General features: G+C 66.1%; 18 protein-coding genes and 1 tRNA gene. 4 read left to right on the top strand and 15 right to left on the bottom strand.

All coding sequences use genetic code 11. The features are described from left to right. Window positions 1-7 precede the first annotated feature (7 nt). Complete coding sequence (locus Ssi02_RS32035; RefSeq protein WP_204031308.1) at window positions 8-1,633, top strand: serine/threonine-protein kinase; 1,626 nt, start codon at window positions 8-10, stop codon at window positions 1,631-1,633. Window positions 1,634-2,292: 659 nt separating this feature from the next. Here Ssi02_RS32035 and Ssi02_RS32030 read toward each other — a convergent pair. The 8 genes from Ssi02_RS32030 to Ssi02_RS31995 form a co-directional block, all read right to left on the bottom strand. Then, window positions 2,293-3,414 (bottom strand): hypothetical protein, encoded by a 1,122-nt coding sequence (locus tag Ssi02_RS32030; protein ID WP_204031307.1) that lies wholly within the window; start codon window positions 3,412-3,414, stop codon window positions 2,293-2,295. A 399-nt stretch (window positions 3,415-3,813) separates the two neighbouring features. After that, entirely contained in the window at window positions 3,814-4,140 is a 327-nt protein-coding gene (locus Ssi02_RS39040) for a DHHA1 domain-containing protein (RefSeq protein WP_445009412.1), read from the bottom strand. A gap of 224 nt (window positions 4,141-4,364) precedes the next feature. Then, on the bottom strand, window positions 4,365-4,529 hold the full coding sequence (locus tag Ssi02_RS32020) for a hypothetical protein (RefSeq protein ID WP_204031305.1): 165 nt from the start codon (window positions 4,527-4,529) through the stop codon (window positions 4,365-4,367). A gap of 379 nt (window positions 4,530-4,908) precedes the next feature. Further along, window positions 4,909-5,550 carry a putative type IV secretion/conjugal transfer ATPase gene (locus tag Ssi02_RS32015; RefSeq protein WP_204031304.1) on the bottom strand — a complete coding sequence of 214 codons (642 nt, stop codon included), beginning with the start codon at window positions 5,548-5,550 and terminating at the stop codon, window positions 4,909-4,911. Further along, window positions 5,547-6,494 carry a PrgI family protein gene (locus Ssi02_RS32010; RefSeq protein WP_204031303.1) on the bottom strand — a complete coding sequence of 316 codons (948 nt, stop codon included), beginning with the start codon at window positions 6,492-6,494 and terminating at the stop codon, window positions 5,547-5,549. The genes Ssi02_RS32015 and Ssi02_RS32010 overlap by 4 nt, the downstream gene beginning before the upstream one ends. After that, the gene (locus Ssi02_RS32005; protein ID WP_204031302.1) at window positions 6,491-7,882 is read right to left on the bottom strand and encodes a TrbL/VirB6 family protein; all 1,392 of its coding nucleotides are present in this window, start codon (window positions 7,880-7,882) and stop codon (window positions 6,491-6,493) included. The genes Ssi02_RS32010 and Ssi02_RS32005 overlap by 4 nt, the downstream gene beginning before the upstream one ends. Before the next feature lie 227 nt (window positions 7,883-8,109). After that, complete coding sequence (locus tag Ssi02_RS39035) at window positions 8,110-8,481, bottom strand: pilin (RefSeq protein ID WP_239130173.1); 372 nt, start codon at window positions 8,479-8,481, stop codon at window positions 8,110-8,112. Window positions 8,482-8,750: 269 nt separating this feature from the next. Beyond that, the gene (locus tag Ssi02_RS31995) at window positions 8,751-9,641 is read right to left on the bottom strand and encodes a hypothetical protein (protein WP_204031301.1); all 891 of its coding nucleotides are present in this window, start codon (window positions 9,639-9,641) and stop codon (window positions 8,751-8,753) included. Between the two features lie 1,356 nt (window positions 9,642-10,997). Here Ssi02_RS31995 and Ssi02_RS31990 point away from each other — a divergent pair. The 3 genes from Ssi02_RS31990 (at window position 10,998) to Ssi02_RS31980 (ending at window position 14,180) form a co-directional block, all read left to right on the top strand. Next, window positions 10,998-12,059 (top strand): TRM11 family SAM-dependent methyltransferase, encoded by a 1,062-nt coding sequence (locus Ssi02_RS31990; RefSeq protein WP_307825838.1) that lies wholly within the window; start codon window positions 10,998-11,000, stop codon window positions 12,057-12,059. A gap of 222 nt (window positions 12,060-12,281) precedes the next feature. Beyond that, entirely contained in the window at window positions 12,282-12,557 is a 276-nt protein-coding gene (locus Ssi02_RS31985; RefSeq protein WP_204031300.1) for a hypothetical protein, read from the top strand. Between the two features lie 6 nt (window positions 12,558-12,563). After that, window positions 12,564-14,180: a tyrosine-type recombinase/integrase gene (locus tag Ssi02_RS31980; RefSeq protein ID WP_204031299.1), complete on the top strand. Its 1,617-nt coding sequence runs from the start codon at window positions 12,564-12,566 to the stop codon at window positions 14,178-14,180. A 95-nt stretch (window positions 14,181-14,275) separates the two neighbouring features. Here Ssi02_RS31980 and Ssi02_RS31975 read toward each other — a convergent pair whose 3' ends face one another. The 7 genes from Ssi02_RS31975 to Ssi02_RS31945 all read right to left on the bottom strand — a co-directional run bounded on the left by Ssi02_RS31975 (window position 14,276) and on the right by Ssi02_RS31945 (window position 22,932). After that, on the bottom strand, window positions 14,276-14,632 hold the full coding sequence (locus tag Ssi02_RS31975; protein ID WP_204031298.1) for a hypothetical protein: 357 nt from the start codon (window positions 14,630-14,632) through the stop codon (window positions 14,276-14,278). 329 nt (window positions 14,633-14,961) lie between these two features. Next, window positions 14,962-15,037, bottom strand: a tRNA-Lys gene (locus Ssi02_RS31970). Between the two features lie 139 nt (window positions 15,038-15,176). Further along, complete coding sequence (locus Ssi02_RS31965; RefSeq protein ID WP_204031297.1) at window positions 15,177-16,400, bottom strand: DUF418 domain-containing protein; 1,224 nt, start codon at window positions 16,398-16,400, stop codon at window positions 15,177-15,179. Between the two features lie 294 nt (window positions 16,401-16,694). Beyond that, window positions 16,695-17,489, bottom strand: coding sequence for a hypothetical protein (locus Ssi02_RS31960; protein ID WP_204031296.1), 795 nt, complete (start codon window positions 17,487-17,489; stop codon window positions 16,695-16,697). 437 nt (window positions 17,490-17,926) lie between these two features. Continuing rightward, on the bottom strand, window positions 17,927-19,858 hold the full coding sequence (locus Ssi02_RS31955) for a DNA-binding response regulator (protein WP_204031295.1): 1,932 nt from the start codon (window positions 19,856-19,858) through the stop codon (window positions 17,927-17,929). Continuing rightward, entirely contained in the window at window positions 19,851-21,164 is a 1,314-nt protein-coding gene (locus Ssi02_RS31950) for a sensor histidine kinase (RefSeq protein ID WP_204031294.1), read from the bottom strand. Before Ssi02_RS31950 ends, Ssi02_RS31955 begins: the two co-directional genes overlap by 8 nt. A gap of 610 nt (window positions 21,165-21,774) precedes the next feature. After that, the gene (locus Ssi02_RS31945; protein ID WP_204031293.1) at window positions 21,775-22,932 is read right to left on the bottom strand and encodes an acyl-CoA dehydrogenase family protein; all 1,158 of its coding nucleotides are present in this window, start codon (window positions 22,930-22,932) and stop codon (window positions 21,775-21,777) included. Window positions 22,933-22,976: the final 44 nt, after the last annotated feature.

Genomic DNA, 22,976 nt, shown 5'->3' with positions numbered 1-22,976 from the left:
ATGGGACGTGGAGGACGGGGCCGGACAACCGGTCGAGAGACGGCTGCTGGCGGGTCGCTACCGCGTAGACGGGTCGCTCGGCAAAGGCGGCATGAGCGAGGTCTTCCACGGCTACGACGAGCGGCTGGACCGGCGGGTCGCGATCAAGATGCTCCGGACCTCGTCGTTGGGAGAAAACCCAGCTGGGCCAGACAGTCCTGAGGCGGCGGAGATTCTCGACGCCTTGGATCGAGACCGTAGGAGGTTCTTACGGGAGATCCGCACCACTGCCCAGCTGGAGCACCCCGGTATTCCGGCGGTCTACGACACGGGCGTCGGGACGAGCCCTGCCGGCAGCACTCAGCTATGGCTTGTCATGCAGCTGCTGCGTGGTTCGACTCTGGAGTCGCTGCTGGACAGAGCGGACTACGTCAATGCGCCACCGAGCGTGTCTTGGGCGGCGTCGATCGCAGCGCAGATCGCGGCGGTCCTGGTAGACGTGCACCGGGTCGACATCGTCCACCGGGACATTAAGCCCGCCAACGTGATGCTGGTAGACGGCGGCCTGGTGAAGGTACTGGACTTCGGCATCGCGATCCTGCGCGGGGCGGGGGCGCTGCCGAGGCTCACCCAGGTCGACCGGACCGTCGGCACCCCGCCGTACATGTCGCCAGAGCAGTGCATCGGCCAGGCGGTCGCCTCCGCTTCCGACGTCTACTCGCTCGGCTGCCTGCTGTTCGAGTTGTTCACCGGTGATGTGCCGTTCCACGGGACCACTGATAGGCCCATGCGCTTCCACCACCTTCGGACGTCGGCACCGTCGGTGCGGGCGCGCCGCCCGGACGTCCCAGCGGAGCTTGATGCTCTGCTGTCGTCGATGATGGCGAAGCAGCCAGCGGCTCGGCCCACAGCGGAGGCGGTGTACGAGGAACTCCTCCCGTTCGCCACAGATCCGGGTGGATCGACCGATAGAGCAGGCAACCTTGATGAGAACCGCGACCCGACCCGCCCATTCCGGCGGCCACTCCTGGCCCCCGTCAAGCGCCAGGAGCAGGGCGCTGCGCGGGACAAGCTCACCGAAGACGAATTCGAGAAGTTGCGAGCCAACGTCCAGGTCCTCTTGGAGAACGACCATCCGTCCGAGGCAATCCGTCTCCTGGAAGACGGCGTTGCCCGCGCCGAGAACTCGTTCCTGGAATTGCGGCTGCGGCACTTCCTAGCCGCCGCTCATTTCTATGCTGGGGAGTACACCCGGGCAGCGTCGCTGTTCGACGTCGTAGGACGCGACTACCGCAAACGGCTTTCCCAGAACGACTTCTACGTCCTCGACTGCTCCTATCACGCGGGTCACGCCTATGCCGAGGTAGGCAAGCCGGACAAGGCTCTCCCGCACCTGCGCTTCTACGTCGGCAACGCTGGCAGTGCCGCCTCTGTGAGCGACGACGACACCGCAGAGCGGATCCGAGAAACACGCTTCGTCATCGCGCAGATGCTTGCAGCGTCCGGGTATCCAGACGAGGCGCTGGTGGAGTTCGAATCCGTCCGCCCACTTCTGGTGGAGGCGTACGGCGCGAGCTCGACCCAGATACGGAATCTCGACAAACAGATTGAGCGACTGAGATCTGTCCAAGGAGGACAGCTCTTCCTCGAGTGATGCTCTTGAAGGGCCAAGCGATCACGTGTCGCTCGCTTGGGAGTCGGGAACCGTGCACTCGCCTCATCACTCTTGAAGGCGGTCCGGCATCGTCGGTCCGGCATCCTTTGCATCGCAGCTCCTGAGCGAACACGGTGCGGAGCTCCCATGGGTCGCGCCGTCAGGCGCCGAACGGTGCGGAATAGTCCTCGATCGGCCATGTGGTCAACGTCCCCGCTCGGGACAGTAGACACCGACCACGTCGATGTAATTTCGTTCGTGAGAAGTGACCGCGAATGTTCACTGCTTTCGCCCGCACCAAGGTGGACGGGGAGTATGCCGGTGTTCGCGAGAACTGACCGCAGCCATGGCTCAAGGGCGTTGGCATCGACGAGAGGCAGGTCGTTGGCCGAGGTCAGCGGCGTCTGCCTGCGTGGTGGGTGGGTGCGGTCAGAACTGGCGAACATCAACCCCGCCGGGGCGGGGGTGCGGTCGCCGCTCACGAACAACTGCGGTCGGAACTGGCGAACAAAACCATCGATGCAGTGGTCTCCATCAGCATGCACCGACGAGCCGTACACGGTAGGCGGCGGGAAGGCTATTAAGACCGCGTGCACGTGGTGTCGACCAGTGTCTGGTGGGCGATCAGTCCGCATCAGCCGGACCAGGGCGAAAGGCGGTCAACTGGTGCTGGCCCGCCTGAGCAGGGCTTTGATCGCTCGGTTGTCATCGTTGGAAAGGCTCCCGCGATGTGCCTTGCGCAGTGCGCGGAGGCGCCGTGCGCCGCGGGCCACGTCCTTGCGGTCTTCCAGGACCAGCGCCTTTTCCAGGTGCGCGATGGCATCTTTGAACTCGTTGGCGATCTGCTGTTCAGAGCGGGGCACTGGCGCCTTCGCTGCGGGCGCATACCACCGAGGTGGCGCTGGCGGACGGGGGCGGGGAGCCTTGCGTGCAAAGGCATGTTCACGCGCGGGCCCGTCGTCCAATTCCCGCAGCCGGGGGGACTGGGTCTCAACACCCATCAGCGCATCAGGAACGACCTTTTCGCGGGCAGCGCCAGAGGCGCGGGGCCGTTGCTGTACGGGCTTGGGCGGACGGGGAGCCCGGTTGGGCGCGGGCACGTATCGGCTGATGCGGCCCCAGTCCCCCACGTTGTCCGGGGTAGACAGGAAGACCTGAAGGGTTGCCGAGGTCGCGGTCGGGACGAACCTGATTTGTGCGTAGGTAATGCCTTGGCTATCCAGGATCGCCCTTATCTCGGTGTTGCGCTCGTGCACGAACCAGTCCCACTCGCGCCCCTGCGCAGACGCGGCGTCCTGCTGGACCTGCACGATCGTGACGTCGCCGAGCACGATGCAAGTATTTCTGGTGCCGACAGGGCCGCTGATGTGCATGTAGCGGGCATCGTGGCGATCGAGAGGATCGAAGAACTCGACCTGCCCCTCGGGAAAGCCGCGGCTTTGGCGCCAGTGCTTCAGCTCGGCCCAGATGATTGGGGCTTCGATGTCGAGCCGGCCCCGATTCTTCTGTGCCCGGCGGCACTGCGCCTGCTCACCTTCGCCGCGGTGAAAGAAGTGCGGGATCTTCTCGTCGCCGATGCGGGTGAAGAGTTGGCGCCCGCACCCGTTGACCGTCCCGCACCAGAAATTCACGTCGGAGTGCTCCTGGCGGAACTCCAAGGCGGCATCGTGTTCCAAGGGGAGGAAGACGGCATCCTGTGAGTCGGGAGTCGGACCTTTGACGGCTGTCTGCACCAAGCGGCGGTCGTGCGCTGCTGCGGAAGTCGAGCGGAGTTGGGTCAAGTGTGGAACTCCTTCCGAACACCAGCCCGGGTTCGGCCCTGAACCGCTAGAGGGTCGCAGGGCGTCACCGCTGGGACTGCTCGAACCACTAGATGTAGTGGTTTCAGATCCATGATGCCCTACAGCTAGGACATATAGCACGCAAGTTCGGATAACTTCCGTCTGAGTCGCGCGCGCCTTCACCTACCTGGCCAACCTAAAGAAACACCGGACCAGAAGTTTTTAAGCGGTATAGGCGGGCGTAGTCGGAAGGGTGCTCGCCGCGCTGACGTGCTTCGGGCTGGTAGACGGTCTCGATGACGCGGTTGGTGGCGTTCACGGCCTCCTGTTGGTCATGCGGCCGGCGCACGGTAGAGCACTGTTGCGGGCTCGTGTTATGGACAAGCCCACAGCGGCTCTTTATCTGCCGGTCAGGGCGCTACTCGCGTCGTCAGCCGCCAGTTGGAGGGCATGGGCCAGTGCCTGGGGGTGACGCCCTCCAGCGCTGGCGACTCCACCAGTGCCGCCACCTCCACCGCCCACGGCCTTGGCGGCACGAGTGATGATTTGCGCGGCCTGGACGCCGCTAGCAAGAAGATCGGGTGAGATGGTGGCCACGAGCATGGCCTTGCCATCGTGCTCCAGGCCGAGGATCACGACCGTCGGCACCGAATGAGTCTTATCGATGACCTCAAGAGCGAGCTGGTGTAGTTCCGCGGCGCTGATCTCGGTGACGAGTTCGGTGATGATCTTGCCGTGGCCGCTCGGGTAAGCGCGATCAAGTAGCTGCTCTGCACGGTCGCGCAGTTCGTTGGCTCGGAGCCGATCGAGTTCCTGCTGGGCGGTCGCCAGGTGGGCTAGCCGCTTGCGCAGCGCCTCGGGCGCGTCTTTGGGGCGAGTGCCGAGGAGGCTGGAGATCTCTTCGAGGAGACGGCGTTCGCTGTCGTAGTGGCGTAGGGCGTCGCGGCCGGTCAGGGCTTCGATGCGGCGCAGGTGGGGCCGATGGACGACTCGCCGAGTACGCGGATTGGGCCCGCGTTGGAGCCGTGGCCGACGTGGGTGCCGCCACAGAGCTCGCGGGAGAAGTCGCCGATGTCAACGATGCGGACCTGTTCGCCGCACTTCTCCCTGAACAAGGCTGTGGCTCCAGCCGCTTCGGCGTCGGCGCGGAACCGCGGCCTTGGGCTGGGCTTCTAGCCTGCGGCGTGATCGTGGCTCTACCCAGTAACAAGATCGTGTTGCTGATGGCATCAGCCTGCCTCGTCGTAGCGCTCGTTGTGATGGCAGCGCTCGCCATAGGCTCCGCGTTCGCGACGCATGAACATAGGCGCCGCGCGGCCATCCGTACACTCGACCTGCTGTTGCGGCTTGTTCCTTGGTACCCGCCCGGGCGCTAGCCAAGGCCTGCTGCTTGTGGGGCCGTAGTTCCGAGCGATGGAGAACAAGCCCACCCTCTCATGTCCACGGCCGAGTGCGTGTCGGCCGTGGATTGGAAGCGCATTGGCATCACATCCACTACCCGTTGCGGAAATCGAGGTGCCGTGTGTCGTTGTGCCTGGCCAAAGCCCACCGCCAACCGGCTGCCGGCCGGGTCCAGGAGAGCGGCTGCTGCCGCCAGGTGGTGAGCGAAGGAGGCTCGTGACCCAACCCTTGCAGGGCGCGGAAGGTGGTCGGTTGCGGATCGAGCAGCAGGGAGGCGGCCAGCGTCTGGACGCGCTCGATCTCGGCGGCGAGTCCATTCTGGCCGTGGGCGTGGATGGTGAGATAGAGGCCGACTTTGAACAACCGTCCGTGGCCTCGGGCGAGGCTCGCCGCGAGGTCCGTCGCGTCGTCGGCTGCTGCTTCGGTGGCGAAGTCCTGGAGGCGGCCTTGCTCGGCATCGGTACGGCTCGCCGACTCCAGCCGGGCGAGCTGGCGGCGCAGCCGCATCGCCGCGACCGCTTGCGGGACCGGTTCTATGTGCAGCGAGACGTCCAAGCGGCCTGGGTAGGTGAGCAGGGGTTCGAGCCAGCCTGCACCCACGTCACGGGGATAGCCGACCACAGCGAAGGTCGTGCTGACTCCGCTGGGGAAGGTGACCGTTCGCGCACCGACCTCAAGTGCGCTGGGTTCCGCGGTGGCGCACTGCTCTGAAGTGGAACGACGATGACGTCTCATGGGCGCCCCTCAGCAGTAGTGATCAGTGCGCTGGGAAGTGCGGTTCCGGTGGGATGCCATCCACCTGGGTCCAGGCATTCGGTAAGGACCTGGTGAGCGGCCTGGGCGTCGAGAACATTGGCGATGACGCCGAGCCCGGCCAACGTCCTCGCTGCTTCGCCGGCTCGGCGCAGCACGATCGCTGCCGAGGCGTCTCGCCGTACGGGCCTTCGGCCCCTTGCTTGATGATCGCGCAGCACGATGAGCACTTGGCGTGCGAGCAGCTCCTGAGATGCGGCCAGTTGCGCCAGGAAGGTGGCATGTTCATCGGCCGCGTCGGTGAGAGCCGGATGTGGTAGGCGCCTGGCTCGCTGGTGAAGCGCGCCACTGAGATTGCTGAGGTCGATGGGCCGCGTCCGGGTGAGGATCTGAACTGGTGCTTCAAGCGAGTTGAGCCATCGTCCGAACGCGCTGACCAGGGCGGCCTGCTCGGCAGCCGTACGCAGGTGGAAGGAGACGGTTGATGTCTCCACCAGTACGGCAACGCCACCCTCGGCCAGTTCCAGAGCGCCGTCGGTGCGAATGGCTCGAACTGGGAGTCGAAGCGGGGAAGGCAGTTTTCCTCGCAGGCGGCACCAACGAGGTGGTTCGGGTACCCCGTTCGGTGCGGTGACCAACCTCTTCGGCGCGCGGGCGAACAGCAGAGCCGCCCAAACGAAGCGGTCGAAGGTGAGCCCGTCTCTGCGGCCGAGCGCGACCACCAAGCCAGTCGCCATCAAGGGCAGCAGGACGGCGGCTGTGACGACGACCGGAAGCAGATCGTGAAACAGGTAATAGACACCTGCCGCGATAGCCCCTGTGATGGCGATCACTGTGAGCTGGCGAGCGGTGAGGCCGTAGGCGATCTTGTCGGGGCGCGCGATGTCGGCGGGGATGCGCGCGACCAGCGGTTCGGCGTCGTTCAACGGCCTTCCTGTCTTCTGCGCGGGGTACGGCGTGGCGGTGGGTCCAGGCGTAGTCGAAGTTGCCCGGGGCGGGGTGCGCGGGTGGGCATGCCGGGAAGCCGGTCTTGGACGTACGGCGGTCGTGGCCTGATCCACGGGCGGTCGGCCGGTGGAGGCGGGGCGGGTGTCGGTGGCCGGGGAACTCTGGTCACTGGGAACGGCAACGCCAGCTGACGGCCCTGACGCGCAGTCGCCGATTGTGACGGGGGCGGAGGAGCTGCGGGTGTGACTGGGAAGGGAAGCGCAAGTTGTCGTGGTGCCTGGGGGCGACTGGATGCAGGTGGCTTCTGCGTTGCCGAAGCAGTCGGTGTCACCGGCTTAGGTCCTCTCGGGGCAGGCGGTCTATTTCCTGGCGCATGCCCTGCTGGTCCACCTCCTGGACGGGGAGGCCTGGAGCGGTGGGCGCTTGTTCTTCGTACGGCTGTGCCGTACCGGCGTCGGCCTAGGGCTTTGCCGAATGCGCCACTAGCGGCGCCGAGCGTCTTGTAGACGATCACAGCCTTGATCAGGCGTTTCAGGAGTTGGGGTTGGGCCTGCTGCCAGACGGTGCGGGTCACCCAGCCTGGGATCTTGATCAGGACGTAGAAGAGACCGATGAGAATCAGGGCGTCCACAGCGCGGCTGGCTGTCGGCTGGACTGCTGCCAGCGAGGGGTTGCCCGTTCGGGTGGAACCGAAGGCGTCGAAGGAATCCGTGAGGAAGACCTTGAACGCGAGGATCAGCACCAGGGCCTGTAGCACTTGCATGATTAGCAGGCCGGCGAAGGCACGCCACCACAGACGGGCAACACCTTCGGTCTGCGGAAGTGCGTGGCAGAGCAGGGCCATGGGCGCGGCAATGATCAGGAAGAGCAGGAGGGCTATTCGGAGCACCGCGATGAAGGCCAGGAGGACCGCCATCAGGACGGCTGCGCCCACGAGCACGACGAGGAACAGCAGGATGTTTTTGGGGTCGCCGATGAGCGTGGCGACTCTGCCTGCCAGCAGGTTTCCTGCCCGCTCACCATTGACTCCGGCTCCCAGGAGGGCCTCGACTAGCGCGTTGGCGAGGTCGATGGCGTACTGGCAGAGGGGCAGTGACGTGTTGAGGGTAATGGTGGCGACGACCAGGCGTGGGGTGACCTCCCTGGCCGTGGTGGACGTCTGCACGCTGCCGTAGGCCATGACGATGACGCCGCCCGCCAGGACCATCAAGACCAGGAGGGCGTTGGCTACCAGGCGCACGTGGCCGGACAGTTCTCGTACTCGAGACAGGGCTGATGGGGGTGGGGCTGACAGCAAGGTTCTGCCGACCATGACGAACACCGGGTTGATCGCCTCGGTGACGAGGTTGGTGAACCAGCCGTTCACCGCACGGTTGATCTTGCAGCCGACGTCAAGCCAGCCGCATCCGTCGGGGCTCGCCGGTGGCGGGGGCGCCCACGTCGTCGAGGGTGAGGGTGACGGTGGAGATGGGGTTGGCGTGGCTGCGCTTGCGGTGCTCGTCAGACCTAGCAGGGCTGCGAACAACAGGACAGTGACCAGTGCGAGGTCCTGTAGCCGTCTTGCCCGCACTGACGCTCTAGGTGGGAACACGGTCAGGTGCCCACGATGCCCTTGAGGATGCTGACCAAGAGCGGGGCCAAGGCGGCGATGCCATATCCGAGGGCGGCGTAGCGGAGGGTCTTCTTGGCGGCTTCGACCTCGCCGGGGTCCCCGCCGGCGAGGATATAGCGGACGCCGCCCACGGTCAGGAACAAGGTTGCGAGCACGACGAGCAGGCCGACGATGAGGTTGCGCAGGTTGTTGATGACCTGGTGCAGCGAGGAGGGCGCGGCCAGCACTCCTGCTTTCTTTACGGCGGAGGCGTCGGCCATGTCGGACAGGTAGAGGCCGATGATCGTGCCGATGAAGAGGGCGAAGACCACGGTGAGCAGTACCCGTCGTCCGGTGCGTGCACGAGGTGTCACAAGCAGCTCCCGAGGTGATGCCATCGGTGGAATTACCGATCCGGATGTGGGAATGGTGAGGCGGCGCGGGGCCCAGCCCGGCTGGGCCGGGAGGGCGTCCTCCTTCATGTGAGTGGGGTGGCGGACCGGTGGTGACGGGGACCGGTGGCCGATGCGGCCAGCCGAGCTGAGCCGTCCGCGCTGCCTCTAATCGGGGAAAGACTTGACCGCGGTGCCGCTATCGGACATCGGCGTATGCGGGCTTTGCCGTTCCATGACTGGCCGGCTTCTCAGCAGCTGTTGGACAGGTCGCCGTTCATGAGCGCTCGGTAGAGAGCGGCTTCGGCGCGTTGGCGGCGCTTGAGGACGGCGCAGTAGAGCAGGTTGCGGCGGCGGCAGTAGACACTGAGGGGGATGTTCTCCAGGCGCGTGAGTCCGATGACCTCGGCCATTTCCGGGGTGATGATGCTCTGCCGTACGGCTTGAGTCAGCAGGAGGTCTGCGTGTCCGGTCGGGTAGGTGAGGGTCTGGCGGTCAACGTCCTGGTCGGGGTCTGAGAGCAGCTCTGGGCGTTCGGCCGAGTAGTTGCGGATCACGGCGAACTGGGTGAGGCGTGACAGACGGAGGACGGGGTGGGGCCAGGCCAGCTTCACGCGGTCGAGGGCTTCCATGTAGCAGGCGAGAACTTCGGCTTCGAGGTCCTCACGCTCGGCGGTGACCTTTTCGCCGAGTGCTTTGACCAGGCGGCGCAGCATGGGGAGAGCGAGGGCGACTGCTGCGAGCATCCACGCGCCTCGGTGGGTGCGTGCCTGGGTGACGAGGTGGCGCCAGACTTCGTCGCGGGTGGTGCGGTCGCAGGCGGGGTGGAGCAGGATGGCGCGGAGTTCGTTCAGTGGGATGGTTCGGGCGGGGAGCCCGTGGCCCAGTTCGGCGCCGTCGACCGATAGGGGCCGAGGGCCGTGCATCAGGAGGGCGAACGAACGTTCTGCGACATCGAGGGGTGAGCTTCCTGTTTCGATGCCGGTGGTGGGGTAGACGGAGAAGGCGGGGAAGGCCGAGCTCATCGTCGGGGTGAACGACCTGTTCGCCGTGGGGCCGGGCTCGGAGCTGGTCGGAAGGTTGGCGTTCGTGCTCTTGGCGCGGATCGAGCTGGAGGCGTGCGAGGGGGCATTGAAGGACATGGCAACGCTCCTTGAGGCTGGTCGATTCGGACGTTGCTCATGCCGCCAGAGCACCCGTACAGGAATGGGACACCACTCGGACAGACGCCGATTCGGCTAAGGAGCGGATCAAGAGTGAGTGGTCTTCCGGAACGTGCTGTGGCCTGCGGTATCGGTCTGCTGGGCTGGCGCGTTGAGGGCTTGAGGGGGCGCTGAAGTGTTGATCGGAATCCAGCTGACCAGCAGAAACATGCTCGCTCAGGAATGGTCGGTCAAAGGTTGCCCAGGTCCAGAGGTCAGTTCGTGATTAGTGGAGACCGACCTGCGTGTGCTTTGGCGGTGCAGACCTGCAGAAGGCGCTTCCGCTGTTCGTGGTCGGCCGTCTCCCGGTGGACACGATCAGCAAGAGCGAGCAACCTGGCTGCCCACGGATGGAGTGCATGAGCTGTCCGTAGACGGTCCAGGTTGCGTCCGAAAGTGCTTTGACCTGCATGGATGCCTGAGTCTGCGTTGGAGAGGCAGCGCCTAGGCGAGCAAGTCATGGCGGAGATCCGGTGTCGTGATGTCCCAGCGAGGGTCTCCCGGCGAGTATTTGAATGGGTGACGGGGACCAGGCGGCCGATGATCGGGCCGCATCATCGTGACATCACCTTCTACCGGTAGTACCTCATCATCCAATCGTCCTGGGGCGGAGGCGGCTGGGCATCTGCCGTTGAGCGTCTGGCTCACTCCCGGGGGCGAGCCATCTACCGACTGCCGGGACGGCTGCTGTGTCTCGGTGAACGAGGCGCTGGCTCGGCACATCGTGGTTGCCTGTACTCGGCTCGGGGACCTGGTGGTCGATATCAATGCTTCCGGGCCCGCGGTGGTCTCCAGCGCGCTGTCGATGGGGTGCCGGGCATATGCGGTCTTCGTGGACGCGAACCTGCTCTTGGCCGCGTACGACAGGTTGAACATGGTGCATCCGGCTCACGACCTGAACGTCGCTGAATTGCGGTGTGCTCGTCCGGAGGGGATGCATCTGGCGTTGTCCGCTCTCGCCGGTTCGGCCGCCCTGGTGGTGACCCGTCAGGCCTGTACCCACGGCCACAGCAGTCCTTCTGAGCGTGCTCCGATCACTGTTGATGTGGAGCGGGCGGCGGAGTTGCTGAAGCCGGGAGGGCATCTGGCGGTCGTCACCGGGCTTCATCGGGCAGGGGCACAAATGGTCGACCCCCGCGCCGGGCGTCATCGCTCGTGCGCGCCGGGCGGGCCTGGTCTATCTGCAGCACATCATCGCCGTGCGGCTACCGGCTCTCGGGGAGCACACGGAGGTGACGTTCGCTCCCGGCTCGTCGGACTCCTTGCCAGAGTGCGCGCAGCTTCCAGTGAGCCTGCGTGTCCACTTCGACGTGCTGCTCTTCACCAAGCCGGTCGCCTCATCCGCGCCTGCGCACGGTACCGGAGGGCCTGTCGCCGGCGAAGGTGGCTCAGCGACTGCGAAGGGTGAATCCGAGTCCTTGGGAATGGGAGGGGCTGAAGTCGACGCATGAGATCACGTCTGTGTGGGCGACGGGGCAGAAGCAGTCCCGGGCTCAGCGGAACGGCCGATACGTTCCTGAGGCGATGAGGCATCCGGCCAAGATGCTCCCGGCCATCGCGGCCATGGTCATCGGCACCTACTCCCGGCCAGGGGAGCTGGTGGTCGATCCCATGTGCGGGATCGGCACCACGTTGGTCGAGGCCGTTCACCTCGGCCGTCGTGCGGTGGGGGTGGAGTTCGAAGAGCGGTGGGCCAAGGTCGCCGTGGCCGGGCTCGCCCTTGCCGAACGGCAGGGCGCGACGGGTCCCGGAAGGGTGATCTCGGGGGACGCGCGGGCAATCGGCCGATTGCTTGCGGAACTGGCAAGGCGGGTGGCGCTGGTATTGACCTCGCCGCCGTATGGGGCGATGACTCATGGTCACGTTCGCTCCACCAGGGACAGCGGGAAGGCGGGGATACGCAAGTGGAACCACCGCTACTCCCGCGATCGGGCGAATCTCGCTCATCGGAGCCTGCCGGATCTGCTGGAGGGGTTCGGACGGATCCTGGAGGGGTGCGGTGAGTTGCTGCGGCCGGGTGGGGCCGTGGCGGTCACGGTGCGGCCCTACCGACTGCACGGTGAGCTCGTGGATCTGCCGGGCTGCGTTCTGGAAGTCGGGCAGGCGAGCGGGTTGGAGTTCGCCGATCGGATCGCCTGCCTGTTGTGCGGGGTGGGCGAGCGGCGGTTGTTGAACCGGTCGTCGTTCTTCCAGCTGCACGAGGCGCGCAGGGGCTGGGCGCGAGGGCTGCCGATTCACGCGATCGCGCACGAGGATCTGCTGATCTTCCGCAAGCCGGCGGACGGCCCTCTCGTCGAAGGCGCTACCCCGCGTGTGACGTCGTCGGGGACGGCGGATGACAAACGGATTCGCGCTTGACGCCTTCGAACCAGGTGGGTGTCGATACCCGCGCCACCGGCCACCCCGCCCCGGCCTGCGGTCGGCTGTCAGCGCTCGCCTTTCGGCGTGAGCATGCGGCCGACCCATGGATCAACGGGCGGGTCCGGCCGGGGGCGCAGCACTTCTGTACCCGGACGATCGCGTCGTGCGCGATCTTCGCCGGGCCGAACGCGTGATCCATCAAACGGGAGGTGAGCGGAAATGACCAACGAAGCTCAGCGATTCCAGGAACGTCGGGTCTCCGGAAAGGTGAAGACTGCGGTGGCGCTGACGGAGGCCGGGCCCGCCGTGATCGATGTGGTCACCGCCGGGCGGCTGCTGGGCATGGGTCGTACCAAGGCCTACCAGCTGGCCAAGGCCGGACTGTTCCCCTGCAAGGTGATCCGGATCGGGAGCCGCTACCAGGTGCCGGTGCGCGGGCTGCAGGTGCTGCTGGGACACCGCGATGACGAACATCGCGACGACCAGGAGAGGTGAACCCTGGTGGCGGGAACCATCTACAAGACCTGCACCTGTCGCGACGAGAAAACCGGGAAGAGAATCGGCCAAGCATGCCCGAAGCTTCGCCGCTCGGGCGGCAAAGGCCCCCGGTGGAGCAGTACTCACGGGAAGTGGGCCTACCAGCTCGAACTTCCCCCGCACGCCGACGGCACACGCCGTACCCCGCTGCGCCATGGCGGGCTGGCCTCCTTGGAGGAGGCCGAGGCCGAGCTCGACCACGCCCGCGGGCTGCTCGCGCTCGACGACGATCCCCGGATCAAGCGGCAGATCGTCGCGCTGATCCTCGCGACCTTCAAGGAGACGAGAAGGCTCCCCGACACCGAGGAGGTACGGCGCAAGGTCCGCACCCGCCAGGACCTCAACCGGCAGGTCACGGTGGCGGAATGGCTACAGGAGTTCCTCGGGCGCAAACGCCGCATTGACGACACGACCAGGCGCGTCTACGAATCCCACATCCGCCTCTACCTCAACCCCTACCTGGGCGAGATCCGGCTGGACCGGCTGCGGGTGTCGGACATCGCGGGCATGTTCGATGCGATCGAGGAGTTCAACGAGGTCATCGTCCAGGCTCGTGCCAGCGGCGATCCTGAGGAGCGGGCGAAGGTGAGGTACAGGCGCCCGGTCGGGGTGACGACCATGTACCGCATTCGCGCCACGCTCCGGCACGCGTTGAACATCGCGATCAAGCAGGATCGGCTGCTGGACTTCAATCCCGCGGCAGCGGTGGAGATGCCCCCGCCGGTGCATTCGCGGCCGATGGTGTGGACCGATGAACGCTTCGCCCAATGGAGGAACGACCACGCTGAACGTCTCGCCGACGAGAGGCGGCGCAGGGAGGGCAAGAGAGTCGATGTGATCGGCGTCTTTGTCGGGACATCACGCCCTTCCCCAGCGATGGTGTGGACACCGGCCCAGACTTCGACCTTCCTGGCCCATGCGCGTCTTCACCGCCTGTACGCCCTGTACCGGCTGATCGCCCTGCGCGGCCTGCGCAGAGGAGAGGCGGTCGGGGTGAGATGGCCGGACGTGCACATGTCGGCGCAGACGATCGGGGTGCACTGGCAGATCACCCAGCTCGGCTGGCAACCGGTCCAGGGCAAGCCCAAGACCGACGCCAGCGACCGGATCATCGCGGTCGACGCCGAGACCATGGCCACCATCAAGGAGCACCGAACACGCCAGAACAAGGAACGCCTCGCGGCAGGAGAGGACTGGTTCGACAGCGGATTCGTGTTCACCGACGAACTTGGCCGCCCGCTGCACCCGCAGCATGTGACCGACCAGTTCTACTGGCTGGCCTACGAGGCGGGTCTGCCACCGGTGAGGTTGCATGATCTTCGGCATGGCGCGGCCTCGCTGATGCTGGCGGCGGGCGTGGAGCTGAAGGTGGTGCAGGAGACTCTGGGGCACCTGTCCTCGGCCTTCACCCGCGACACCTACACCAGCGTCTATCCGCAGGTCGCAGCGGCTGCGGCCGAAGCCACCGCAGCGCTCATCACCGTTCCGGCCCCCATTGCGCGTGAAGGCGGTCATAGGCGCGTGAGGCGTTTGGGTTCCTGGGCGGCACGGTCGATTGTGCCGAGACGGGACCAGCGGTGATGTGACCCCCGCCTTCGCATGAGAACGCCCGCCGGGGCCTAGGCCCTGGCGGGCGTTCTCACAGTGAGGGCCGAAGCTCACAATGGTGATTGGCGCTACTGATCTTTGATCCATACAGACTCGTAACAGCTTCGGGTGACTCTTCGGGTGCCAGAGCACAGTTTGAACACGTCGATTTTGCTGAAGAATGTGCGTTCTCCTCCGCAGCCGGGTTCGGCGCCGTTGGTGTCGGCCAGGGTGTGGATGCCGAGGGCTGAGGTGGCGTATTCGGCTTCGGCGTAGAGGTTGTCCGCTCTGTGGTCGCAGACGGTGATGTGCTTCCGGTCCGCTGACACGTACACGCTGCCGTAGGCGGTCCTGTACTGCCACCCGCTGGTGTCCGAAGCCGTGGTGGGGCGGGCGATGATCAGGCCGAGCAGGACGATGCCGGGGAGCAGGAGATGGGTGATCACGGGGAGATCCATTCTGCTGGAGGAGATTCAGAACGGACCCACTGTGGACACCACGACACGAGGACATGGGCGAGCCTGGCTTACCCGGAGCCTGGCTTGATCAACATTTGGTCCGGCCGCTGTGCGCTTCGGGCACGGCGCACCCTCAGGGCTTTCATGTTGGTGTTCTGCCGCACTTCCACAGGGTCTGACCTGACGAGGAGGCCCGATCTCGGTGGGGCGACGACCACGACCCGCGCAGGGAGCGACCACCGAGCAACCACTTGAGCCCAACAGCTCGCCGAAGGCCCATGAGAATGGAGAAAGCCCAGGTCAGGCGGGGTAAGAGGTGGTAGGCCGCCCGGGACTCGAACCCGGAACCTATGGATTAAAAGTCCACAGCTCTGCCAATTGAGCTAACGGCCCTTGCTATACGCAGGGTACAGAGGTTACCGCGTGCTACGCACCGGAGTTCCGCCTGATCACGATAGCGTGCCGTGATCAGGCGGGTGTACAGGGGTTCGGGGGTGGTGGCGGGAGCCTGGGTGGGGTGGGTTTTGGCTGGTCAGAGGGGGTTGGTGGGAGGTGGTGGGGTGGGGGTTTGGGGGGCGTGTGAATTTTTTGGATTCTGGGGGCTGTGGGGCGGGTGGGAGGGGCTGAAGGCGTAGGTGGCCTTGCGGAGGAGCCATTCGATGGGGCCGTAGCGGTGGTTTCTGGTCCACCACGCGCTGAAGGCGAGTTGGGCCAGGAAGATGGTCGCTGCGATGGCCAGGGCGATCCAGGCTGGGAGGCGGTCGGCTAGGGCGAACCCGGCGCCGGTGAACAGGATCGCGGTGATCACGGACTGGGCTATGTAGTTGGTGGCGGCGATTTTGCCGGCTGCGGCGAACCACTTCAGGTGGTGGGCGATGCGGAGGACGGTGGCGGCGTAGCCCATGGCCAGTAGGGGGGAGGCCAGGATGCTTATGCCTACGGCTACGTTTTCGGGGGCCGTGTCGGTCCACTGGGAGATGTTTAGGGCGAGGGTTAGTGAACCGCCTATGCCCAGACCGATCCACTGGGCTCTGGGGAGCAGCCTTGTGTACTTGGCGGGGTCTTCCAGCAGTCTGACTTTGCCGGCGGCCAGGCCGAAGAGGAAGAGGGGGAGTACGGCTAGCGCGGTGGCCACGGGGGAGCCGAAGCCTAGTGCGCCGAAGACTTCGAGGCGGGCTTCTGCGGCGCTGAGGAAGTCGCCTCTGTAGTCGGCCAGGAGGGTGGCCTTCTCGGCAGGGGTGAACATTGGGCCGTTTTCGGAGCCGTCGCCGCCTGCGAAGACGGTCAGGGCGCTGATGGCGGTCAATATGACGCCGCCCACTATTAGGGCGGCTTTCGGGCTGAGGCGGGAGAGGACCAGGAGGGCCAGGCCGGCTATGCCGTACACGAGGAGGATGTCGCCTAGCCACAGGAACACCAGGTGTAGGGCGCCTAGGACGATCAAGGCTACGCAGCGGCGCACCATGCGGCCCGTACGGCTTGCGCCGTCGCGGTCGGCGGAGCGCATTTGCATGGTGAAGGAGTAGCCGAAGAGGAAGGAGAACAGGACGTAGAACTTGCCCTGGAAGAAGAGGTTGACGAAGCCGGAGGCGCTGGGGGAGTCGGCTTTGAAGAGGTAGGCCATGCCGAGGATGTTCACCATGAGGATGCCGCCTAAGGCGAACCCTCGGAGGACGTCCAAGGCGAGGATGCGGGGGATTTTGGGAGCTTCGGTTGGGGAGGGGAGCATGTACTCGACGTTATGGAGGAAGATCACTTGGCGAATCGGCACTGGTGGCGATTCGTGTTTCCTTCGGGATGAGCATGGGCGGGTTCGGCTCGGTGCTGAAGTCCTACGACTTAAGAATGTGTGCGGTGCTGGGGGCTGCCATCCAATGAATGGATCTTTCGTGTCTGGGGCTTCGGAGGCTGTGGGATTGTCGGTTCTGGGATGGGGCTTGCGCTGGGTTGGTAGTCGTCGGCTTCCTATCGGGCATGACGAAAGCCGCGCACCAGTCCGGCGGGTGGGGCCGGGCTGGTGCGCGGTGTTTAGGTGGGGTGGGGGTTGGGGTTAGCGGGACGTCCAGAGGGGCTTGTTGTCCTTGGAGTAGAGGACGATGTTGCCCGCGTTCTGTACGGCCAGGTAGGCGCCGGGGTTGCGGGCGGTGTTGGTGGCCCACTTGGCGCGGTTGTCGCTGGTGTAGATGACCAGGTTGCCTTCGCGCTGCATCACGGCGCGGGCGCCGGGGTTGCCTGCCGTGGGGGTGGTCCACTTGGGGCGGTTGTCGCTGCTGTACAGGACGAGGTTGCCCTCGCGCTGCATGATCAGCTTGTACTGGCCGTTCGGTGACTGGATCGTCTGGCCGGGGTTCAGGGTGTGGCCCGACGGCAACGAGCCGATGTAGGCGTGGCGTGACCACAGCACCCGGTTGCTGGCGGAGTAAATGACGAGATTTCCGTCATTGTGCACGGTGAGGTAGGCGCCCGGGTTGCCGGCGGTGTTGGTGCTCCACAGGGGCCGGTTGGCGGCGCTGTAGATGACCAGGTTGCCTTCGCGCTGCATGGTCGCGTAGGTGGGCTCGCCCGAGGTGGGGGTCGCCCAGAGTGCCTTGTTCCCGGGGCCGTAGAGGACGAGGTTGCCCTCGTTCTGCTGGATCAGCTTGTATTGCCCGTTGTCAGACTTGACCGACTCGCTCGGCTTGAGGATTTCCCCCGAGGTCAGCTTGTCGTCCGTCTTGTCGACCGCACCGGCCTGAGCCGTCGTGGCGAACGACATTGGCAGGGCCATCGCCGCCGTGAGAAGCGCACTCGCCGCCAGGCCGCGCATGGTGGTCCGCTTGAGTGAACGCTTGGAAAGCCGCGTCAACGAAGAACTCCGAATCTATTTTGAGCTTGCTTGTTTCGCCCCGTCGGCACCGACGCGGCTCGGCAGCGGCGCGAGATTCCCCCCACGGTCGCGTGTCGTGCGCCTCGCCCCGTCGCGACGACCGAGTGTGGACACGCGCTGGTCGGTCGCGAAAAATGAGCGCACACGAGGCCGCGTCGGTGCCGTGGGCCACCACGTTAGGGAAGCGTGCTCCTTGGGGGTGACGGTCGTTCGACCCACAAAACGCGATGTGGCTGGGAGATCACAGGTCGTCGTCGATGGCGCTGCGGATCCGCCAAGAAGCAGCGATTCGCTAAGGAGGCTGTCTGCGCCGGTGTGGCATCGGCTCCGCCGATGGACACAGGCCTCCGATGCGGGCTCGCTTGGTGGTCACATGCCCTTGGCGCCGACCCGGAAAACGCGGTGCGGCCGGGGGATCACAGGTCGTCCACGCCCACCAGTCCGTCTTGGATGGCTCGTGCGACCAGGTTGGCCTTCGTTTTGGCCTCGCGTCCGACGTTCGCGTACTTGATGCGAATGCGGTCCAGGTAAGAGTTGACTGTGCGCGGGGTGATGCCGAGTTTCGCGGCCACGAGTTCCTTCGACTCGCTCTGGAACCACTCGATCAGCACCTCCTCCTCACGCAAGGAAAGCCGGGGGCGGTCGGCGGCGGTGTTCGTGCCGAAGGCGCCGGCCAGGGCGGGCGGGGTGTAAGGCCGGTTGTCGGCGGCGGCGTGTGTGGCGGCGACCAGGTGTTCTTCGCCCTCGGCCTTGGTGAGATATGTGAACGCCCCGATGTCCAGGCAGGTCAATGCGGTGCGTTCGTCGTCGCGCATGGTGAAGACGATGACCTGGCGGCCCGCGTCGACCAGGCGCCGCAGTTCGCCGTATGCCGGCGGCCCGGCCTGCAACTGCAGATCGAGGACGACGACGGTGGCCGCGTCGCCCGGGGGAGTCCATGCGGATTTCGGGGTGGGGCCGGCGGCTACGACGGTGATCGGCGGGTCGGCCGTCGCGTACCAATGTTTCATTCCCGCCAGCACCACCGGATGGTCGTCGATGGCCGTCACTGTGACGGCTGTCTGTCGTGCCACACCGCCTCCACCCACAGTCGGTCTCCTGCCACCACGTCGTTCACTTCGACCAGTCCGGATGTGAATTTCCATGTGCGGCGGTTCAGGTATTTCGCCCACCGCGCTGACACGGACTCGATCCGGGGTGCGCACCACGGTGACCCGCATGGTCGAATCGGTCCGACCGGCGGCGGCCAGCACGGCGGACACGGGGTCGATCAGTTCACGCCGTACTTCTTGCGGAAGGTCCCGTGGCCGGCCGCGGGCCGCGAAGTCCACGGTGATGCCGCCGCGTTCGGCGACCTCGATGACGGCGCGGAGTTCGTGTACCAGGCGGTCGGACACATTGTCGTTCTCGGCGAACAGGCGTCGCATTCGCGCGGCCTCGTGGGCGCTGCGCCGCCGTACTTCGGGATCCGCCGGGTCGAGTGTGCCGTATCCGAGCCCGGCGAGCATCGGAATGGTCGAGCCGAGCAGGGACACATAACGCCGCTGGTGGTCGCGGTGCAGGTGTTCGGCGACTGCTTCCTCGGTGCGGATGTGTTCTTCTTCTGCCGCGGCCTCCCCGGCGCGTACGGCGACGCGGTGGACACCGTGTACCACGAGACCGAGGGCCAATTGAAAGCCGTAAATGGAGAGCGCCGACACCGCCATGGACGCCCACGTTTCGAGGTCCGGCACGTGGGACACGGCTGCTTTGACGGCGGCCAGCGTCAGGTTCGCGATGAGAAAGACGGTCAGATGAACCAGGGGTAGGTCGAAAAGCAGCAGCACGCCGTACCACCCGACCAGGCCGAAATACCAGTGTGCGGGGTCGAGGTGGGTGCCCGCCGGTGAGGCGACGGCGGCTGCTCCGGCGGCGAGCAAGACCAATACGATGCCGGTCCATCGGGCTGCGGGTGGAATGTAGCGTTTGGTGAGCAGGTAGGCGGCGGTGACCGCCGCCACCCCGGCCAGTAGCAGGAACCCCGTGATCTCCAGCCAGAGCGGTTGATACCGTGCGCTGTGCTCGATGAGACCCGATAGGCACAGGGTGAACTGGATGGTCACCGTGACGGCGAGGATCGCGAGGTGGATTCCTCGGGATAGCTGGGTTTTGATCCCGGCGGAGGATTGCTCGGGCAGTGGACGGTCGCCAGGCACGCGGGACTCGCCCTGGGCGACATCGCTCGCGCATAGGGCGACAGGTTTCTCGCTCTGTGCGACACCGCTCTCGCTCTGTGCGACACCGCTCTCGCCCAGGGCGGCACTGTTCTCGCCCTGTGCGGCGGAGCCAGGAACGGGTCTGTCACTCATGTATGGCATCTCGGATATGCAGGTCGGAGGTGCCGAACAGGCGGTCTGGCAGGTCGGACATCCCGGTTAGGCGGTTAGGCGGGGCGGGCGTCCCAAATACGCGGTCAGGCACGTCAGACACCCCAAGTCGGTTGTCGTCCGGCCATGTCCATCGCAGTGTGGTTCCGCGGCCCGGTGCCGAGTCGACCAGCACCCGGCCGCCCGCGCTGCTCATGCGCTCCACGATGGAGTGGGACACGCCCCGCCGATAGGGGCCGACGCGTCGCGGGTCGAAGCCGCGGCCCCGATCCCGCAGTTCGACCACGATCCCGCCGTGTTCGCCGGGTTCCGCGCGCAGGGTCGCCTCGGCCACTCCCGCGTGCCGGTCGATGTTGGTCAGGGCCTCCCGTACTCCGTGGAAGATCGCGAGCGCCGGTCCCGCGGGCATCGGTGGCAAGGTGCCGATGCGCGGTTCGACGCGCACCAAGTCGTGGTGGGCCGCGGTGACCAGCAGGCTCGCGAGGTCCACCCGGCTTTTGTCGGAGCCGGGGACTCGCGTGAGGGTATCCAGGTCGTCACGGGCACGGTGGGCCACCGGCCCGGTCCCCAGGGCCACCATGAGCAGGGTCGTACTCGCCGTGTCATGCAATGTCGCCAGATATTCGCGTTCACTCGCACGCCGTGCGGCGGCGACGGCAGCCTCGCGCCGCCGTGCGGCCAGCCTCTCGACTCTCCGGTCCGCTGCCCGAGCCTGCGCGCGGACGAGCAGGAAGGACAATCGCGACAAAGTCAGCTCCATCAGGACGCGCACCCCCGGTCCTGTCACCGCCGCCCAGTCCCCCGATCGGGCGAGGGCACCCCCCGCGAGGTAGGCCGCGATTCCCGCCAAGGCCACGCCGACGCCCACGAGCGGCCTCGTCGGCCATTCGTACGGAAAGGTGATGGCGGTGATGGAGAAAAGCGCCATCACCCAGCTGCCGGAGCCGCAATCGCAGTCGGCGACCGCCATATGGCCGGCGCCGGTGGCGATGAGAACTGTCGTGTCGACCACGATGACGATCCACGCCGGGCGGTGCGCCCGGTTTCTCAGCCACACGAGGTGAAAGGCGCACCATCCGATGGCGAGGGCCGCCATCGCGACCGTCGCCGTCACATATCCGTCGGGCGCGGAGAGCACACCGAAGACGGCGCTCGGAATGACCACCGCCGAGCGCAGGTAAACGGCGTAACGGACGGTCGCGCGATTCAGCTCACGCTCGGTCGCCCCCCGTTCCGCCGCAGCGGACCGCCGGTCCTCCCCGCGCGCCTCCTGTTGTCGTGCGCGCATCTCGCGAAGACTACCGAGGTTCTTCAATGCGAGGCGTACGGCGGAGCCGGCCACTCGATGGCCACCCTGCGTGAGGCGGGCCGCATCCTCGGTGTTGTCACCGGTTGAGGCGGGGCGTGTTCCCCGAGAGTGTCACCCCTTGAGGTGGGCCGCATTCCTGAGAGCTGCCACCGCGTGAGGCGGCCGCATTCCACAGCGCGGCGGCCACCCGGTGGCCACCCCGCGTGAGGAGGGCCGTATCCCGAGTGCTGTCACCCGTTGAGGTGGGCCGCATTCCTGAGTGCTGCCACCGCGTGAGGCGGCCGCATTCCACAGCGCGGCGCCCACCCCATGCGGGCACGCCCGCACAAGGGTGGCCCCGGTCAGCGCACAGGCGGGAATTCCGGTGACGGTTCCCGGCCGGGGTGACGCCTGGTCGGTGCGCGGACGGGAATTCCGGTGATGGACCCCGGCCGGGGTGACGCCTGGTCGGTGTGCGGGCGGGAATTCCGGTGACGGTTCCCGGCCAGGGTAATGCCCGGTCGGTGCGCGCGGGAATTCCAGTGATGGACCCCGCCCGAGTGACGCCCGGTCAGCGCACAGGTGGGAATGCCTATGGGCCGGCGCCCGATCAGCGATAGGCGGGAATGCCGGTAAGGGCCTCGCCCAGAACGAGGGTGTGGATCTCCTGCGTGCCCTCGTAGGTGAGCACCGACTCCAGGTTGTTCATGTGCCGGATCACCGGGTATTCAAGCGTGATGCCGTTGCCCCCAAGAATGCTGCGGGCCTGGCGGGCGATGTCGAGCGCCGCGCGCACGTTGGCGAGCTTGCCGAAACTGATCTGGCGCGGCGTGAGAGTGCCGGCCTCCTTGAGCTGCCCCAGGTGGAGGGCGGTCAGGTGCGACTGTCCAAGGGCGACCGCCATCCAGGCCAGTTTCTCCTGGGTGAGCTGGAACCCGGCGATGGGCTTGCCGAACTGAACGCGTGACTTCGAATAGTCGACCGCCGACTCCAGACACGCCCTGGCCGCCCCGACAACCCCCCACAGAATGCCGAACCGCGCCTCGGAAAGGCAGGACAGCGGGCCCTTCAGGCCCTTCACTCCGGGGAGTACGGCGGAAGCCGGCAACCTGACGTCGTCGAAATAGAGCGAGGAGGTGACGGAGGCCCGCAGCGACATCTTGCGGTGGATTTCCGGGGCGCTGAAACCGGGAGTGTCGGTCGGGACGACGAAACCCTGGACGCCGTCGTCGGTCTGTGCCCAGACCACCGCCACATCGGCGATGGAGCCGTTGGTGATCCACATCTTGGCGCCGTTGAGGATCCAGTCGCCCGAGGGGTCGCGCTTGGCGTGGGTGCGCATGCCGCTCGGGTCGGAGCCGTGGTCGGGCTCGGTGAGGCCGAAGCAACCGATGGCCTCGCCCGCGGCCATGCGGGGGAGCCACTCCTCTTTTTGCTCGGCTGTGCCGTACTTCCAAATGGGGAACATCGCGAGGGAACCCTGCACGGAGACGAACGAACGCAGGCCCGAGTCGCCGGCTTCGAGTTCACGGCAGGCCACGCCGTACGAGATCGCGTCGAGGCCGGCGCAGCCGTATCCTTCGAGGTGCATGCCGAGTACGCCGAGCTCGCCCAGGGCGGGGGCCAGTTCCTTGACGGGGAATTCGGCCTCTTCGAACCAGTCCCCGACATGCGGCAGGATGTTGTCGCCGACAAACCCCTTGACCGTGTCGCGGATCAGTCTCTGTTCGTCGGACAAACGGTCGTCGATCTTCAGCAGATCATCCATGGGGGTTCCTCTCGTTCACGCCACCCTTGGCTTTGTCAGGGTAA

The organism is Sinosporangium siamense, assembly GCF_016863435.1.
In the GTDB taxonomy this organism is placed as follows: domain Bacteria; phylum Actinomycetota; class Actinomycetes; order Streptosporangiales; family Streptosporangiaceae; genus Sinosporangium; species Sinosporangium siamense.
Note: the sequence above shows the minus strand (reverse complement) of the source record. Positions and strands in the feature narration are given on the sequence as shown.